This is a genomic window from Variovorax sp. YR750 (assembly GCF_900109805.1).
GTDB classification, from domain to species: Bacteria; Pseudomonadota; Gammaproteobacteria; order Burkholderiales; family Burkholderiaceae_C; genus Variovorax; species Variovorax gossypii.
Map to the genome: position 1 here is coordinate 153968 of NZ_FOBJ01000002.1, position 13981 is coordinate 167948.

General features: G+C 67.2%; 16 protein-coding genes. 2 read left to right on the forward strand and 14 right to left on the reverse strand.

The window, feature by feature from the left end; genetic code table 11:
* Positions 1–23 precede the first annotated feature (23 nt).
* Positions 24–1205 (reverse strand): ABC transporter substrate-binding protein, encoded by a 1182-nt coding sequence (locus BMY35_RS04235; RefSeq protein WP_093195761.1) that lies wholly within the window; start codon positions 1203–1205, stop codon positions 24–26.
* 185 nt (positions 1206–1390) lie between these two features.
* Between BMY35_RS04235 and BMY35_RS04240 the strand changes: the two genes are divergently transcribed.
* A complete protein-coding gene (locus BMY35_RS04240) occupies positions 1391–2029 on the forward strand; it encodes a GDSL-type esterase/lipase family protein (RefSeq protein WP_093195762.1) in 639 nt (212 codons plus the stop codon).
* Here BMY35_RS04240 and BMY35_RS04245 read toward each other — a convergent pair.
* The 4 genes from BMY35_RS04245 to BMY35_RS04260 form a co-directional block, all read right to left on the reverse strand.
* Positions 2007–2534, reverse strand: a complete 528-nt coding sequence (locus BMY35_RS04245) for a class IV adenylate cyclase (RefSeq protein WP_093195763.1) — start codon at positions 2532–2534, stop codon at positions 2007–2009. The two genes, BMY35_RS04240 and BMY35_RS04245, sit on opposite strands and share 23 nt — an antisense overlap.
* 111 nt (positions 2535–2645) lie before the next feature.
* Entirely contained in the window at positions 2646–3011 is a 366-nt protein-coding gene (locus BMY35_RS04250) for a hypothetical protein (protein ID WP_093195764.1), read from the reverse strand.
* Positions 3008–3592 carry a cob(I)yrinic acid a,c-diamide adenosyltransferase gene (locus BMY35_RS04255; protein ID WP_093195765.1) on the reverse strand — a complete coding sequence of 195 codons (585 nt, stop codon included), beginning with the start codon at positions 3590–3592 and terminating at the stop codon, positions 3008–3010. Before BMY35_RS04255 ends, BMY35_RS04250 begins: the two co-directional genes overlap by 4 nt.
* 28 nt (positions 3593–3620) lie before the next feature.
* Positions 3621–4124 carry a DinB family protein gene (locus tag BMY35_RS04260; RefSeq protein ID WP_093195766.1) on the reverse strand — a complete coding sequence of 168 codons (504 nt, stop codon included), beginning with the start codon at positions 4122–4124 and terminating at the stop codon, positions 3621–3623.
* 73 nt (positions 4125–4197) lie between these two features.
* On the opposite strand from BMY35_RS04260, the gene BMY35_RS04265 reads away from it, so the two are divergent.
* Positions 4198–5622 (forward strand): FAD-binding oxidoreductase, encoded by a 1425-nt coding sequence (locus tag BMY35_RS04265; RefSeq protein ID WP_093195767.1) that lies wholly within the window; start codon positions 4198–4200, stop codon positions 5620–5622.
* An 88-nt stretch (positions 5623–5710) separates the two neighbouring features.
* Here the strand turns inward: BMY35_RS04265 and BMY35_RS04270 are convergent, their stop codons facing one another.
* From BMY35_RS04270 to BMY35_RS04310, 9 genes are all read right to left on the reverse strand, one after another.
* Positions 5711–6607 carry a CsgG/HfaB family protein gene (locus BMY35_RS04270; protein WP_093195768.1) on the reverse strand — a complete coding sequence of 299 codons (897 nt, stop codon included), beginning with the start codon at positions 6605–6607 and terminating at the stop codon, positions 5711–5713.
* A 115-nt stretch (positions 6608–6722) separates the two neighbouring features.
* Positions 6723–7691: a ParB/RepB/Spo0J family partition protein gene (locus BMY35_RS04275; RefSeq protein WP_093195769.1), complete on the reverse strand. Its 969-nt coding sequence runs from the start codon at positions 7689–7691 to the stop codon at positions 6723–6725.
* Positions 7691–8236: an RBBP9/YdeN family alpha/beta hydrolase gene (locus BMY35_RS04280; protein ID WP_093195770.1), complete on the reverse strand. Its 546-nt coding sequence runs from the start codon at positions 8234–8236 to the stop codon at positions 7691–7693. The genes BMY35_RS04275 and BMY35_RS04280 overlap by 1 nt, the downstream gene beginning before the upstream one ends.
* Before the next feature lie 42 nt (positions 8237–8278).
* The gene (locus tag BMY35_RS04285) at positions 8279–9199 is read right to left on the reverse strand and encodes a ParA family protein (protein ID WP_093195771.1); all 921 of its coding nucleotides are present in this window, start codon (positions 9197–9199) and stop codon (positions 8279–8281) included.
* A 22-nt stretch (positions 9200–9221) separates the two neighbouring features.
* Positions 9222–9836: a LysE family transporter gene (locus tag BMY35_RS04290; protein ID WP_093195772.1), complete on the reverse strand. Its 615-nt coding sequence runs from the start codon at positions 9834–9836 to the stop codon at positions 9222–9224.
* 149 nt (positions 9837–9985) lie between these two features.
* Positions 9986–10627 carry a 16S rRNA (guanine(527)-N(7))-methyltransferase RsmG gene (gene rsmG, locus BMY35_RS04295; protein ID WP_093195773.1) on the reverse strand — a complete coding sequence of 214 codons (642 nt, stop codon included), beginning with the start codon at positions 10625–10627 and terminating at the stop codon, positions 9986–9988.
* On the reverse strand, positions 10624–12573 hold the full coding sequence (mnmG, locus tag BMY35_RS04300; RefSeq protein WP_093195774.1) for a tRNA uridine-5-carboxymethylaminomethyl(34) synthesis enzyme MnmG: 1950 nt from the start codon (positions 12571–12573) through the stop codon (positions 10624–10626). The genes rsmG and mnmG overlap by 4 nt, the downstream gene beginning before the upstream one ends.
* A gap of 175 nt (positions 12574–12748) precedes the next feature.
* The gene (locus BMY35_RS04305) at positions 12749–13636 is read right to left on the reverse strand and encodes a transglutaminase-like domain-containing protein (protein ID WP_093195775.1); all 888 of its coding nucleotides are present in this window, start codon (positions 13634–13636) and stop codon (positions 12749–12751) included.
* Complete coding sequence (locus tag BMY35_RS04310) at positions 13636–13821, reverse strand: DUF1328 family protein (RefSeq protein WP_056574793.1); 186 nt, start codon at positions 13819–13821, stop codon at positions 13636–13638. The genes BMY35_RS04305 and BMY35_RS04310 overlap by 1 nt, the downstream gene beginning before the upstream one ends.
* Between the last annotated feature and the right edge of the window lie 160 nt (positions 13822–13981).

The window sequence follows — 13981 nt, forward strand, 5'->3', positions numbered from 1 at the left end:
GAGGGAACAACGCGGAAGACGGCTCACTTGGAAGCGGCGAGCGCCGCCTTCTCGTCCAGCTGTGCCCACTTGCCGTCCTTCACGACGAGGTTGACGCTCTTCACGCCGACCACGCGGCGCGTCTGCGCATCGAAGTTCGCCTTGCCGAAGATCACGCTGGGCACGTCCTTGATCTTGTAGAACGCGTCGCGCACGGCCTTGCGATCAGCGTTCGGGCCGGCCTGGCGCAGCGCGGCGGCCGCGTACACCACAGCGTCGTAGGCGTAGGCGTTGAAGGCGTCGGGCTCCTTGTCGTACTTGGCGCGGAAGCTCTTCACGAAGTCGCGCACCTCGGCGCGCGGCTCGTCGGGATAGAAGGCCGTGTTGGTGTGGATACCGTTCACGGCCGCGCCGCCGAGCTCGATGAACTTCGGCGAATACACCGAGCCCACCGCGGCGATGGGCTGCTTCAGGCCCACGCTGCGCACCTGGCCCGCGATGAGCGCGCCGTCGGGGTAGTAGGAGATGAGCACCAGCCCGTCGGGGTTGGCGTCGCGCACGCGCACCAGGGTCGAGCGGAAGTCCTTTTCGTCTGGCTGGTAGCCCTCGGCAATGGCGACCTGCGCGCCGCGCTCCTGGGCGGCCTTCACGAGCACGTCCTTGCTGGTGCGGCCCCAGTCGGTGTTGAGATACAGCACGGCGAGGCGCTTGAAGCCCAGCGTCTTCACCGCGAGCTCAGCCAGCAGCGGCTGCGCGTCGGCCTGGCTGATGGAGGGGCTCCAGATGTAGTCGCCGCCCTTGGTGAAGTCGGGGTGCGAGTTGGTGAAGCCCAGCTGCACCAGGCCCGCGCGCTGGTAGATGGGCGAGGCAGCCATGGAGGCGGGGCTGGAGAAGTCGCCCAGCTCGATGAGCACGCGCTTGTCGTTCACCAGCTTCTGCGCGATGGCCACCGACTGGCGCGGGTCGCTCTGGCTGTCCTCGAAGTTGTAGGCCAGCGGGCGGCCGTGGATGCCGCCCTGCGCGTTGATGTGCTCCAGCGCGAGGTCGAAGCCCGCCTTCCACTGCGCGCCGTACTGTGCGTTCTGCCCGGTGAGCGGGCCGCTGACGCCGAACCACACGGGCTCGCCGGTGGCGGGCGCGGCCAGGGCGGAGAGCGGCGCGGCCAGCAAGGCCATGGAGAGTGCGGCCACATGACGCAGGAAGCGGTGGCGGGTGAGCGTCGGCATGGTGTCGGATCCCGGGATGAATGAACGGAACGAAGAAGCAGGCAAGCAGGCAGCCAGGGCCTGCAGGCGATTCTTCGCCCGCCTCCATCGCCGGGGAACTAACAAAAACGGGGAGGCTTATGCGCTTTCCGAGCAAAGGGGAAAGCGCCCGCGCGGCTGTGGGCTGCGATTAAGCTGCGCGCCACATGAAGAGACGACACCTCCTCCATCTGCTGGCGGGCGTACCCGCGGCGACCCTGCTGGCGGCCTGCGGCAGGCGCAAGTCATCGGCCGCGGCGTTGAAGCCCGGCGCCCATGTGCTGGCCCTGGGCGACAGCCTGACCTTCGGCTACGGCGCATCGCCCGAGGCCTCGTGGCCGGTGAAGCTGGGCGAACTCACGGGGTGGCAGGTCGAGAACGCCGGCGTCAACGGCGACACGTCCGCGGGCGCGCTGCAGCGCCTGCCGGGTCTGCTGAACGGCGCGAGCTACGACGCGATCCTGATCGGCATCGGCGGCAACGACATGCTGCGCGGCGTGTCAGCCGCGGCCACGCGCGACAACCTCGTGGAACTGATCACCCAGGCGCGTGCGCACACGCCCTACGTGGCAGTGCTGGCGACGCCCTCGCCCGACGCGATGCGCGCGGTGGTGGGCTCGCTCAGCGATGCGCCGTTCTACGAGGAGGTGGCGAAGGCGCAGCAGACGCTGCTGGTGGCCAATGTGTATTCGAGCGTGCTGTCGGACTCGTCGCTGCGATCCGACCGCATCCATGCCAACGCGCGAGGCTACGAGAAGATCGCGCAGCTCCTGGCGGAGCAGTTCACGTCCGCTGGCTGGCGTTGATCAGGTCGACGTAGGCGCCCTGCAGGAGCTGGTCGGTGCCCACGCCCAGTTGCGCCATGAGGGCGTGCGCCTCGGCGACGCCGGCTTCGGCCGATTCGCCCTCCTCCAGCACCACTTCGAGTTCGAGGAACTCGCCCAGGCCCTCGACGCGGTCGAGGTGCACGCGCGTGCGGCCCACGAGGAACAGCCTCCGCTGCTTGCGCACGCGCCCCGCCTGGCCCCATGCGAGCGTGAGCGAGTCACGCAGCACGTCGGGCGTGCTGCAGGGCGTGATCAGGTAGAACGATTCCTTCGGGCCGGCGCTGTTCGCGCGGCGGTAGAAGATCAGCTCGGCGCGGTCGGGCGCGAAGGTGCGCAGCTTGAGGCGGTCTGCGGTGTCGCTGCAGCGGAAGAAGGTGTCGTCCTGGGCGATCTCGATAGGGCCCTTGTCGGCCAGTGTTGCCGCGACGGCTGCGACGCGTTCCACGCTGTCGATGCGGGCCTTGATCTCGATGTTTCGTGCCATATCAGGTTCTCCCCCAGGCTTCGCGCACTTCGTGTCGCTTCGCCAACCCCCTTCCGGGGGCAACACCGGTGGCCCGGCGAAGCCGGTTCCACGGTGTTCCTGGATTGATGATCAGGGCGCACTGCCCTGCGGACCCACCGACGGCGGTGCAGCCCGCCCGCTGGACCCCGGCGATAGCTTGCGCCCGAAGGCCTCGCCCACGTTGCGCACCGGCCTGCTGGCCTTTTCCGACACGTTGTTGATGCCACGCCGCGTGGCAGCATCCGCGCGATTGACGCCACGGCCTGCGGCGTTGGTGCCGCGCTGCACGCTGCCCACGACCTTGCCGCCACGCGAGGGCGACTTGATGGTGTGGGCGCGCTGCGCCTGCGGCGGGTTGTCGGCGCTCTGGGCCTGTGCCGCACCGGCAGGCAGCCAAAGGGCTGCGGCCATCGTCGTGGCGAGCGCCGTGTGAAGAAGGGTGTTCGACGGTTTCATGGGGTCTCCTTGGTGTCTGCAGCGGCCGCGCGTGCCATGCGCTCGCTCTTCCAATAAACGTCGTCGCCGCCGTTCATTCTGTTGAGCACGCGCGCGAGCACGAAGAGCAGGTCGCTGAGCCGGTTGAGGTATTGCCGCAGCGCGTCGTTGAGCTGCTCGGTGGCGCCGAGCGCCACCACGGCACGCTCGGCCCTGCGTGCCACGGTGCGGCACACGTGCGCGAGCGAGGCCGCGCGCGTGCCGGCGGGCAGGATGAATTCGGCCAGGCGCGGCAGCGCGGCGTTGTGCTCGGCGAGCGCGTTGTCCAGCTGCAGCAGGGCCTCGGCCTTCAGCAGCGTGAAACCCGGCATCGACAGCTCTCCGCCGAGGTTGAAGAGCTGGTGCTGCACGTCGACCAGCAGCTCGCGAACGGGCTCTGGCATGGGCTCGCACAGCAGCACGCCGATGTGCGAGTTGAGCTCGTCCACGTCGCCCATCGCGTGCACGCGCAGGTTGTCCTTCGACACGCGCGTGTTGTCGCCGAGGCCGGTGGTGCCGTCGTCGCCCGTGCGGGTGGCGATCTGGGAAAGTCGGTTGCCCATGGAGGCTCCTTCCTGTTCCTATTCCTGCTCAGCGATCGACGACGGTCGATGCGTCGATCTTGCCCGCCAGCCACTGCAGGCCCGCGAGATGCTGCTGGTCGTGGCTGCACAGGTAGTGGATGAGGCTGCGCATCGTGAGCGGACCGTAGCCTTCGAACACAGCCGTGCGCGCGAGCTGGGCGTCGCTCAGGCTGGAGATGATCTCCATCGTCTGCGCGCGCGCCATGCGGAAGTCGGCCAGCACCTTCGCCGGGTCTGCCACGCCGTAGTTGCGCTCGATGGCGAGCGGTTCGCTGTCGATGGAGGCGAGCGTCGGATGGCTTTCGGCCAGCGTGCGCCGGAAGCGCACGTGGTAGCCCTCGATCTCGATGTCGCGCACATGGCACAGCTGCTCGATGGCGGTGAAGGCCTCGCTGGGCACGCCTTCCCACGAGGGCGGCGCCCAGTGCCTGGAAGCCGTGGGAATGGCCGCGAAATGGGCCTCCAGCTGCGAAGGGAAGGCCGCAAGGGCGCTGAGTGTGGTGGGGTTCATGTTTTTACGAAGCGCATTATGGTGCTCGCTCCGTAGAATGGCCGATCCCCCTCACCCCGCCAGGAGACTCCCGATGAACGCCCCGACCCAAACCTCGCACCTGCTGCCGGAGCTTCATCTGCGCGAAGTGCCGGAGAGCCTGATCGAGGCGCTGAAGGCACGCTTCGGCGCCAACTGTTCCACGGCGATGGCGGTGCGCACGCAGCACGGCCGCGACGAGTCCTCCTTCGACGCGCCGCCCCCCTCCGCCGTGGTGTTCGCCGAGAGCACGCAGGATGTTGCCGATGCGGTGAAGCTCGCGAGCGAACACAGCGTGCCGGTCATTCCCTTCGGCGTGGGCTCCTCGCTCGAAGGCCACCTGCTGGCGGTGCAGGGCGGCATCAGCATCGACGTGTCGCGCATGAACAAGGTGCTGTCGGTCAATGCCGACGACCTCACGGTGACGGTGCAGCCCGGCGTCACGCGCAAGCAGCTCAACGAAGAGATCAAGAGCACGGGCCTGTTCTTCCCCATCGACCCGGGCGCCGACGCCTCCATCGGCGGCATGACCGCCACGCGAGCGAGCGGCACGAACGCGGTGCGCTACGGGACGATGCGCGAGAACGTGCTGGCGCTCGAGGTAGTGACGGCCGCGGGCGAAGTCATCCGCACCGGCACGCGCGCGAAGAAGTCGTCGGCCGGCTATGACCTCACGCGCCTCATGGTGGGCAGCGAAGGCACGCTGGGCGTTGTCACCGAGATCACGCTGCGCATCTACCCGCTGCCCGAGGCGGTGTCCGCGGCGATCTGCTCGTTCCCGAGCATCGAGGCCGCGGTGCGCACGACCATCGAGACCATCCAGCTCGGCGTGCCGATCGCGCGCGTGGAGCTGATCGACGTGAACACGGTGCGCATGGTGAATGCCTACGCCAAGCTGAACCTGCGCGAAGAGCCGATGCTGTTGATGGAATTCCACGGCTCGCCAGCCGGCGTGAAGGAACAGGCCGAGACGGTGCAGGAGCTCGCGAGCGGCCACGGCGGCAATGCCTTCGAATGGGCCAGCACGCCGGAAGAACGCACGCGCCTGTGGACCGCGCGGCACAACAGCTACTTCGCGGCGGTGCAGTCGCGTCCGGGCTGCCGCGTGATCTCGACCGACACCTGCGTGCCGATCTCGCGCCTGGCCGACTGCCTGCTCGACTCGGTGGCCGAAGCCGATGCCAGCGGCATCCCCTACTTCCTCGTCGGCCACGTGGGCGACGGCAATTTCCACTTCGGCTACCTGCTCGACCCGAACATCCCCGAGGAGCGCGTGAAGGCCGAGGAGCTGAACCACGCGCTGGTGAGCCGTGCGCTGGCACTGGAAGGCACCTGCACCGGCGAGCACGGCGTGGGGCTGCACAAGATGGAGTTCCTGGTGAATGAAGCGGGCGCGGGCGCGATCGACATGATGCGCACGATCAAGCGCGCGCTCGACCCGAAGAACATCATGAATCCGGGGAAGATCTTCAGCCTCTGATTCCGAGCTCAGGCACCCAATGAAAAAAGCCCGGGGCTCTTGCGAGCCGCCGGGCTTTTTGTTTGTTCGACTGAAGGTTGCCGTGCGATCAGTTGCTGCGACGACGTGCCGGTGCCTTCTCTGCCGGCACGTAGGTCTGCGACGGCGCCGCGCCGCCATCCACGCCCAGTCGGCCGCCGCCGCCGAGGCCTTGGCCGCGCACCGTCTGCGCCTTGTAGTTGCGCAGCGAACGGACCATCTGGTTGAAGGCGTCCATGAAGGCAGCGGCAATCACCTTGCCCTGGGCCGTGTTGGTGTAGCCGCCGAGGCCGCCGCCAGCGCTGCGGCCGGCCAGTGCACCGAAGGCGCCGAAGTCGGTCTTGGAGGCGCTGCCTTCGGAAGCAGCAACCTGCACGCCCGAGCGGTTGTCGATCAGGGTCAGAAGCGCGCTGGCTTCCTTGGTCTGCATGCTGCCGCCGATGGCCGCGAGGGCACGGCCACGGCCGCCGCCCACCAGGCCGCCGAGCGCACCGCCGACGCCGCCGGCGTCGCTGTTGCTGAACACGATCTCGGGCGACAGGCCGTAGTCGGAAGCCACCATCTGGCCGCGGCCGAAGTTGCTGCCGCCGCGCATTTCGCCCGACTGCTGCAGTGCGCGTTCGCGCGTCATGGCGTTCATGCCGGCAGCGCCGCGCTCGACCACGATGAAGCAGTTCGACTGTTGCACCAGCAGGCGCAGCAGGTTGGCCGTGGGGGGCAGGCGGTATTCGCCGGTGAGGATGGTGTACCAGCCCGCGCTCTGGTTCTCGATCAGGGAGACCGTGCCGAGCGGCGATTCGCAGCGCTCGAGCTGGCTGCTCGCGTTGTCGGTGGCGCCGCCTGCCGCGCTGCCGGTGGCCATGGTCTTGGCCGACTGGCTGCCCATTTGCATGTCGGTCGTGGCGCAACCGGTTAGAAGAAGTGCGCCGGCGGCGATGGCCGCGAGCGGGAACCTGGTGAGCTTCATGGATGACTCCCTCTGTTTGTTCAGAGATCTGAGGTTGGAAAAACCAGCGGTCGAGGATACGCGCAAAGGATTGCAGGAATCAATCAAACGAACGCCCGCCCCCGGGTTCACAACACTAGGCCGTTCGGCGGATGCGTTCGATCAATCCGTTGAGCGCCTCGATGGAGCCGAAGTGGATCGCGAGCTCGCCGCTTTCCTCGACGCGGCCGCCACGCTTGCTGCGCTTCTTGATGCGCACCTCGACCTCGGCGGTGAGCAGGTCGGCCAGTTCTTCTTCGACGCGCAGCAGGTCGCGCGACTTCTCGCCGTCGTTGCTGCGGCGCGAAGGCGTGAGCGTGAACTCGGCCGCGAGCTTCTTCACCAGCGACTCGGCCTCGCGCACCGACATCTTCTTGGCCGCGATCTGGTTGGCGGCCGTGATCTGCGTGCCGCGGTCCAGCGACAGCAGCGCGCGGGCGTGGCCCATGTCGATGTCGCCGGCCATCAGCATCTGCTGCGCGGGCTCGGCCAGGTTCAGCAGGCGCAGCAGGTTGCTGGCTGCGCTGCGCGAGCGGCCGACAGCTTGGGCCGCCTGTTCGTGAGTGAGCCCAAACTCGGTCACCAAGCGTTGCAGGCCCTGGGCTTCTTCGAGCGGGTTGAGGTCTTCGCGCTGGATGTTCTCGATGAGAGACATCGCCGCCGCGGCCTCGTTCGGCACGTCGCGCACCAGCACCGGGACGCTGTCGAGGCCGGCGAGCTTCGCGGCACGGAAGCGCCGTTCGCCCGCGATGATTTCGTATTCGGCGTTCTTGGCCGCGGCCGATTCGGGATCGAGCCGCCGCACCAGGATCGGCTGCATGATGCCCTGCACCTTGATGCTCTCGGCCAGCTCGTAGAGCGCGCCTTCGTCCATGCGCGTGCGCGGCTGGTAGACGCCGGCGACCATCTGGTCGAGCATCAGCGTGCTCGGGTTCCGTTGCGCGCCGCCCTCCTCCGCATCGGCGGCGCCGGCACCGCCGCCGCTGTTGTCGGCGGAAGGCGCGGCCGTCGGGCCCAGCAGCGCTTCGAGGCCGCGTCCCAGTCCCTTGGGTTTCTTGGTCGCCATCAGTTCTTTTCTTTCGAGATTTCGTTCAGGAGTTTGCGGCCTTCGGGCCAGTCGCCCAGGCCCGATTCGGCGTTCAGGTGGCCGCCCGCGCCGGCGTCGACGAAGCGCGCGCCCCAGTCGGCGGCAAGCTGCCGCGAGCGGGTGATCTCGCAGTACGGGTCGTCGTTGGCGGCGATCAGCACCGCCGGGAAAGGCAGCGGCTTGCGCACGATGGGAGCCCAACCCGGAATCGACTGGCGCAGGCTGTCGCTCTCCACGTCTCCAGGCGCGACCAGCAGCGCACCGCGCACCTTGTGCGTGTTACGCGAATGCGCGGCCCAGGCGGCGACGAGGATGCAGCCGAGGCTGTGCGCCGCGAAGACCACCGGGCCGGGCGAAGCCAGCACTTCTTCCTCGAGCCGCGCGGACCAGTCGCCGCGCAGCGGTCGCATCCATTCGTGCTGCTCGACACGGTGGTCGCCATGGACGGATTCCCAGCGGGTCTGCCAATGGCCGGGGCCGCTGTTCTGCCAACCGGGCAGCAGCAGGATGCGGGGAGCTGTCATTTGCTACTGATTTGATAGCGACTTGCGAAGCGCAAGCGCATGTCAGGCGTTGTTTTCACTGGTGGAGTCTGCAGCCGGCGCGGCGGCGGGCGCCATGACGTCGTCGGGAATGGGCAAGTCCGGCGTGATGCGCGCGACCGGCGCAATCGGCGGAGCCACCGCACCCGAGGCAAAGGCGCTCGCGGGCGGCATCTTGTCGACCAGCTCCTGGGCGAAGGCAATGAAGGCCTGGCTGCCGCGCGCGGCCGGATCGAACACCACGCCCGGCAGGCCGTAGCTCGGCGCCTCGGCCAGCCGCACGTTGCGCGGGATCACGGTGTCGAACACCTTGTCGCCGAAGTGGGACTTGAGCTGCTCGCTCACCTGCTGCTGCAGCGTGATGCGCGGATCGAACATCACGCGCAGCAGGCCGATGATCTGCAGGTTCTTGTTGAGGTTGGCGTGCACCTGCTTGATGGTGTTGACCAGGTCGGTCAGGCCTTCGAGCGCGAAGTACTCGCACTGCATCGGCACGATCACGCCGTGGGCGGCGCACAGGCCGTTCAGCGTCAGCAGGCTCAGGCTGGGTGGGCAGTCGATCAGCACGAAGTCGTACTCGGCACCGACGGCGGCCAGCGCGGTGCGCAGGCGCTTCTCGCGGCGGTCGAGCGCGACCATTTCCACTTCGGCACCGGCCAGTTCGCGGTTGGCACCCAGCACGTCGTAGCCGCAGCCGCCCTCCACCAGCTTGTCGGCCTTGACCCGCGCCTCGGCGACCGAGGCCGATTCGAGCAGCACGTCGTACACCGTCAGCTCCAGCTCGCGCTTGTCGATGCCCGAACCCATGGTGGCATTGCCCTGCGGGTCGAGGTCGATCATCAGTACCCGCTGGCCTACCTTGGCCAGGCCGGCCGCGAGGTTGACGGTGGTGGTGGTCTTGCCGACTCCGCCCTTCTGGTTGGCGATGCAGAAAATCTTGGCCATGTGAGTACCGGGGGTCGATCGATCAGCGCGAGATTGCGAGCTTGACGCCGAAGGCGATCAGGAAAGTGCCGGCAAGCTTTTCGAGCGTGGTGGAAATGCGGGGATTGGCGCGGATGCGCTCGGCCAGGAAGTGCGTGAGCAGCGTCGAGGTCAGGCCGTACAGGAAGGTCAGCGCGGCGATCGTCACGGCCATGGCGCCGAAAGTGATCAGGCCCTGGTGACGGGCTGGGTCCACGAACAGCGGGAAGAAGGCCATGTAGAACACGATGGCCTTGGGGTTCAGCAGCGTGATGGTGAAAGCCTGGCGCATGAAATGGCTGGGCTTGATGTTGAGGATGGGGGCCGAACCGGGCTTCGCCATCAGCATCTTGATGCCCATCCAGGCCAGATACGCAGCGCCCAGCCACTGCACGGCCTTGAAAGCGGCCGGGTAAGCAGCCATGACGGCGGACACTCCGGCAACCGCAGCCCACAGCAGGAACTGGTCGCCGATGATCACGCCGGCCGTCGCGGCCAGTCCACCGCGGATGCCGCCCTTGCTGCTCGAGGTGATCAGCGCCAGATTGCCCGGGCCGGGAATCAGGAGGAACAGGACGATGGCGGCGACGAATGCGCCGTAGTCAGCAATGCCGAACATGGGATTTGCCTCGAAAAAGCGAGCCGGGAAAGGGACCAGAGGGAGGCATCGAGTCTAAGCGAGCACACCGTCGCCGGGACTGCCCTGACACCGGCTTTTACCGGTGTCGTCGCTTCTTTTGCAGATTCGAGCGCCGATTCAGGCGCCGATCAGATGGATTCCTTGCGCGCCCAGACGATGCAGCGCTCCGCATCCAGGCCGGGAACCGTCAGTTGTTCCACGTGAAACACAGACACGCCCTTGGGCACGACCGCGAGTTCGTCCGTCGGCATCTTGCCCTTCATGGCGAGCCACACTCCCCCCGGGGCCAGCAGGTTCATCGAGCCGTTGAAGAAATCAGGCAGTGATGCGAAGGCACGGGAGCTGATGACCTCGTAGCTGCCGGCCAGCGATTCGACACGGGCATGCAGCCCGCGCAGGTTCGGTAGCTCCAGCTCGGCAGCAACCTGCTGGACGAAAGCCGCCTTCTTGGCGACCGCGTCGAGGCAGCTGACTTCCAGATCGGGCCGCATGATCGCGATCACCACGCCGGGCAAGCCGCCACCGGAACCCACGTCCAGCAGCTTGCCCTTCCCTGCCCACTCGCGCTGCAGCGGCGCGATGGCCGCAAGGCTGTCGAGCAGATGGTGCGTCAGTACGCTGGCCGGGTCGCGCAGCGCCGTCAGGTTGTAGACCTTGTTCCACTTGAGCATCAGCGTGCCGTAGGCCAGCAGGCGCTCGGCCTGGGCATCGGACAACGCCACGCCCATGGCGGCCGCGCCCGAGCGCAGCGTGTCGATCGGCGCCGTCATTCGGCGGCAGCTTCCGTGGCGGGGTCGGCGTCCTTGGCAAAAGCCTTGTGACCGCCCTTTCGCAGATGAATCATCAACAGCGAGATGGCCGCCGGGGTCACGCCGGAAATGCGCGAGGCCAGGCCCAGCGTTTCCGGTCGATGCTTGTTCAGCTTCTGCCGCACCTCGAAGCTCAATGCCTTGACCTGGCTGTAGTCGAAATCGGCCGGCAGCTTCAGGTTCTCGAAGTGCGCGGCACGCTCGACCTCGTCGTGCTGGCGCTCGATGTAGCCGGAGTACTTGGCCGAGATCTCGATCTGCTCGATCTCGGTTTCGCTCAACGTGGCCGGGGCACCGTACTTGCCGCCGTCCAGCGTCATGAGCGTTTCGTAGCTCACGTCGGGCCGGCGCAGCAGGTCGGCCAGGTTGTATTCGTGGTCGATGGCCTTGCCCAGCACCCGCTCCGACTCCGAAGCCGGCAGGTTGCGCGGGTTCACCCAGATCGACTTGAGGCGCTCTGTTTCACGTGAAACAGCATCGCGCTTCCGGCTGAAGGCGTCCCAGCGTTCGTCGTCCACCAGGCCCAGCTTGCGGCCGGCTTCGGTCAGACGCATGTCGGCGTTGTCTTCGCGCAGCTGCAGACGGAACTCCGCGCGGCTGGTGAACATGCGGTAAGGCTCGGTCACGCCCTTGGTGATCAGGTCATCGACCAGCACGCCAAGGTAAGCCTCGTCGCGGCGCGGCAGCCAGGCATCTTCGCCACGGCATTGCAGCGCGGCATTGATGCCGGCGAACAAGCCCTGGGCTGCGGCCTCCTCATAGCCGGTCGTGCCGTTGATCTGTCCGGCGAAGAACAGGCCCTTGACCGACCGCGTCTCGAAACTGCTCTTGAGCTCTCGCGGATCGAAGTAGTCGTACTCGATGGCGTAGCCTGGCCGCAGGATGTGCGCGTTCTCCAGTCCGGGCATCGAGCGCACCAGTTGGTACTGGATGTCGAACGGCAGGCTGGTCGAGATCCCGTTCGGGTAGTACTCGTTGGTGGTCAGGCCTTCGGGCTCCAGGAAGATCTGGTGGCTTTCCTTGTCGGCAAAGCGATTGATCTTGTCTTCCACGCTCGGGCAGTAGCGCGGCCCCACGCCGTCGATCTTGCCGGTGAACATCGGGCTGCGGTCGAAGCCCGAGCGGATGATCTCGTGCGTGCGCGCATTAGTGTGCGTGATCCAGCAGGGCATCTGCTGCGGATGCATGTCCGCGCGACCCATGAAGCTGAACACCGGCATCGGCCCTGCCCCACCAGGCATGCCGTCGCCGGGTTGTTCCGTGCACTTCGAGAAATCGATGCTGCGACCGTCGAGCCGCGGCGGCGTACCGGTCTTGAGCCGGCCCTGCGGCAGCTTCAGTTCCTTGAGCCGAGCCGACAGGCTGACCGCCGGCGGGTCGCCAGCACGGCCGGCCTGGTAGTTGTCGAGGCCGACGTGGATGCGGCCATCGAGGAAAGTGCCCGCAGTCAGCACGACGGTGCGCGCGCGGAATGCGATGCCAACCTGCGTGACGGCGCCGACCACGCGATCGCCCTCCACCATCAGGTCGTCGACCGCCTGCTGAAACAGGCTCAGGTTCGACTGGTTCTCGAGCCGGCGGCGAATGGCGGCCTTGTACAGAACGCGGTCCGCCTGGGCGCGGGTCGCGCGCACGGCAGGGCCCTTGCTCGAGTTGAGGATGCGGAACTGGATGCCGGCCTCGTCCGTCGCGATCGCCATCGCACCGCCGAGCGCATCGACCTCCTTCACCAGGTGGCCCTTGCCGATGCCGCCGATCGACGGATTGCAGCTCATCTGCCCCAGCGTCTCGATGTTGTGGGAGAGCAGCAGCGTCTTGGCGCCCATGCGCGCGGCGGCGAGCGCGGCCTCGGTGCCGGCATGGCCACCGCCGACGACGATCACGTCGAATTCTTCGGGGTACAGCATTTGGAAATGGGGGCGCACAACTGACGCGTGCGCGGCGCAAAAGGGGCACTGATTTTAATCGGCCAGGCCCATCTGCGCCCCCTGTGTGGACAAGCTAGAGGGCCATGCCAAATTGCCCGCCAACTCCCATCGATTCTCGATAGTTTGCTATGTTTTTAATAGCAAGCTATCCGCGTCAGTCCGTCGCTTCCACCGTCTGTGACAGCGGCACCGGCTTCTCGATGCCGATCAGCTCGCCGCTGGGCGGCGGCGCCACCGAGGGCTGCATGCTTTCATCCTGCAGCTCGCGAACGGCGAGCTTCTTGTCCGTCATGCGCACATCGCCGAAGATCGTGCAGAAGGCCACGTCCTTCGCATCGCGCCCCGTGCCCACTCGCACCAGCCGGTCGACCGGCGCCATGCGCGTCGGATCGAACAGCACCCATCGCCCGCCGAGCCAGGCTTCGAACACCGCGTGGAAATCCTGCGGCGGCTCGTCGAACCACACGTAGCCGACCACCAGCCGCGCCGGTATGTTGAGCGCGCGGCAGAAGGTGATGCCCAGGTGCGCGAAATCGCGGCACACGCCCGCGCGCGACACGAACACCTCTCGCGCGGTCGTGGTCGAGTCGCTGCTGCCGGGCTCGTAGGAAATGCTTTCGTGGATCCAGTCGACGATGGCCTGCACCCGGCCGATGCCGGGCGGCAGGTCGCCGAAGAGTTGCAGGGCGCAACGCGACATCAGGTCCGACTCGCAGTACCGCGTCGGCATCGTGTAGTGCAGCACCTCGTCGGGCACCTCGCTGACCGGCATCTCGCGCAGGTCGGTCGGCACCACAGCGTGCGCACGCTGCACGCTGGCCCTGTAGCGGATCTTCAGCGGCCCTGGCTTCGCGTCGAAACGTATGAAGCGGTTGCCGCTCCCCTCGTCGCAGAACAGCCGCATCGGGGTCGCCGGCTCGATCGCCAGCTTCTCCCCGATCACGGTCTGCATGCCCGAGCGCGCCGCCTCGATGTTGAGCAGCATGTGGGCCGGCGCCACGACCTCGTAATCGAGCTGCGCCTCGATGTGCGAGAGGTGCATCAGTCGATCGCTTTCTTCACCGCGCCCACGCCGAGCGCCGCCAGCACCACGAACAGCACCGCGAGCACCAGGAACAGGCCGAACAGCAGCTTGGCGATGCCGGCCGCGCCCGCCGCGATGCCACCGAAGCCGAGCAGGCCGGCCACGAGGGAGATGACCGCAAAAATGATCGCGTACTTCAACATCCTGGTACTCCTTGCAGCAGGCCCTGCCCGCCGTGCGAGGCAGCTTAGGAAACGCGTCCCGTGCGCCCGATAGTCACCGCGCGCATGCGGCCGTAGGACAAAAACGCGAGGCCGCCAAACCCGCTAGCATCCGCTGCGGTCTCTCACAACAATCAATCAA

Bases quoted from the DNA above. Each gene is read 5' to 3' on its own strand.
- BMY35_RS04235 (WP_093195761.1), bottom strand. From the start codon at position 1,205: ATGCCGACGCTCACCCGCCACCGCTTCCTGCGTCATGTGGCCGCACTC.
- BMY35_RS04240 (WP_093195762.1), top strand. From the start codon at position 1,391: ATGAAGAGACGACACCTCCTCCATCTGCTGGCGGGCGTACCCGCGGCG.
- BMY35_RS04245 (WP_093195763.1), bottom strand. From the start codon at position 2,534: ATGGCACGAAACATCGAGATCAAGGCCCGCATCGACAGCGTGGAACGC.
- BMY35_RS04250 (WP_093195764.1), bottom strand. From the start codon at position 3,011: ATGAAACCGTCGAACACCCTTCTTCACACGGCGCTCGCCACGACGATG.
- BMY35_RS04255 (WP_093195765.1), bottom strand. From the start codon at position 3,592: ATGGGCAACCGACTTTCCCAGATCGCCACCCGCACGGGCGACGACGGC.
- BMY35_RS04260 (WP_093195766.1), bottom strand. From the start codon at position 4,124: ATGAACCCCACCACACTCAGCGCCCTTGCGGCCTTCCCTTCGCAGCTG.
- BMY35_RS04265 (WP_093195767.1), top strand. From the start codon at position 4,198: ATGAACGCCCCGACCCAAACCTCGCACCTGCTGCCGGAGCTTCATCTG.
- BMY35_RS04270 (WP_093195768.1), bottom strand. From the start codon at position 6,607: ATGAAGCTCACCAGGTTCCCGCTCGCGGCCATCGCCGCCGGCGCACTT.
- BMY35_RS04275 (WP_093195769.1), bottom strand. From the start codon at position 7,691: ATGGCGACCAAGAAACCCAAGGGACTGGGACGCGGCCTCGAAGCGCTG.
- BMY35_RS04280 (WP_093195770.1), bottom strand. From the start codon at position 8,236: ATGACAGCTCCCCGCATCCTGCTGCTGCCCGGTTGGCAGAACAGCGGC.
- BMY35_RS04285 (WP_093195771.1), bottom strand. From the start codon at position 9,199: ATGGCCAAGATTTTCTGCATCGCCAACCAGAAGGGCGGAGTCGGCAAG.
- BMY35_RS04290 (WP_093195772.1), bottom strand. From the start codon at position 9,836: ATGTTCGGCATTGCTGACTACGGCGCATTCGTCGCCGCCATCGTCCTG.
- rsmG (WP_093195773.1), bottom strand. From the start codon at position 10,627: ATGACGGCGCCGATCGACACGCTGCGCTCGGGCGCGGCCGCCATGGGC.
- mnmG (WP_093195774.1), bottom strand. From the start codon at position 12,573: ATGCTGTACCCCGAAGAATTCGACGTGATCGTCGTCGGCGGTGGCCAT.
- BMY35_RS04305 (WP_093195775.1), bottom strand. From the start codon at position 13,636: ATGCACCTCTCGCACATCGAGGCGCAGCTCGATTACGAGGTCGTGGCG.
- BMY35_RS04310 (WP_056574793.1), bottom strand. From the start codon at position 13,821: ATGTTGAAGTACGCGATCATTTTTGCGGTCATCTCCCTCGTGGCCGGC.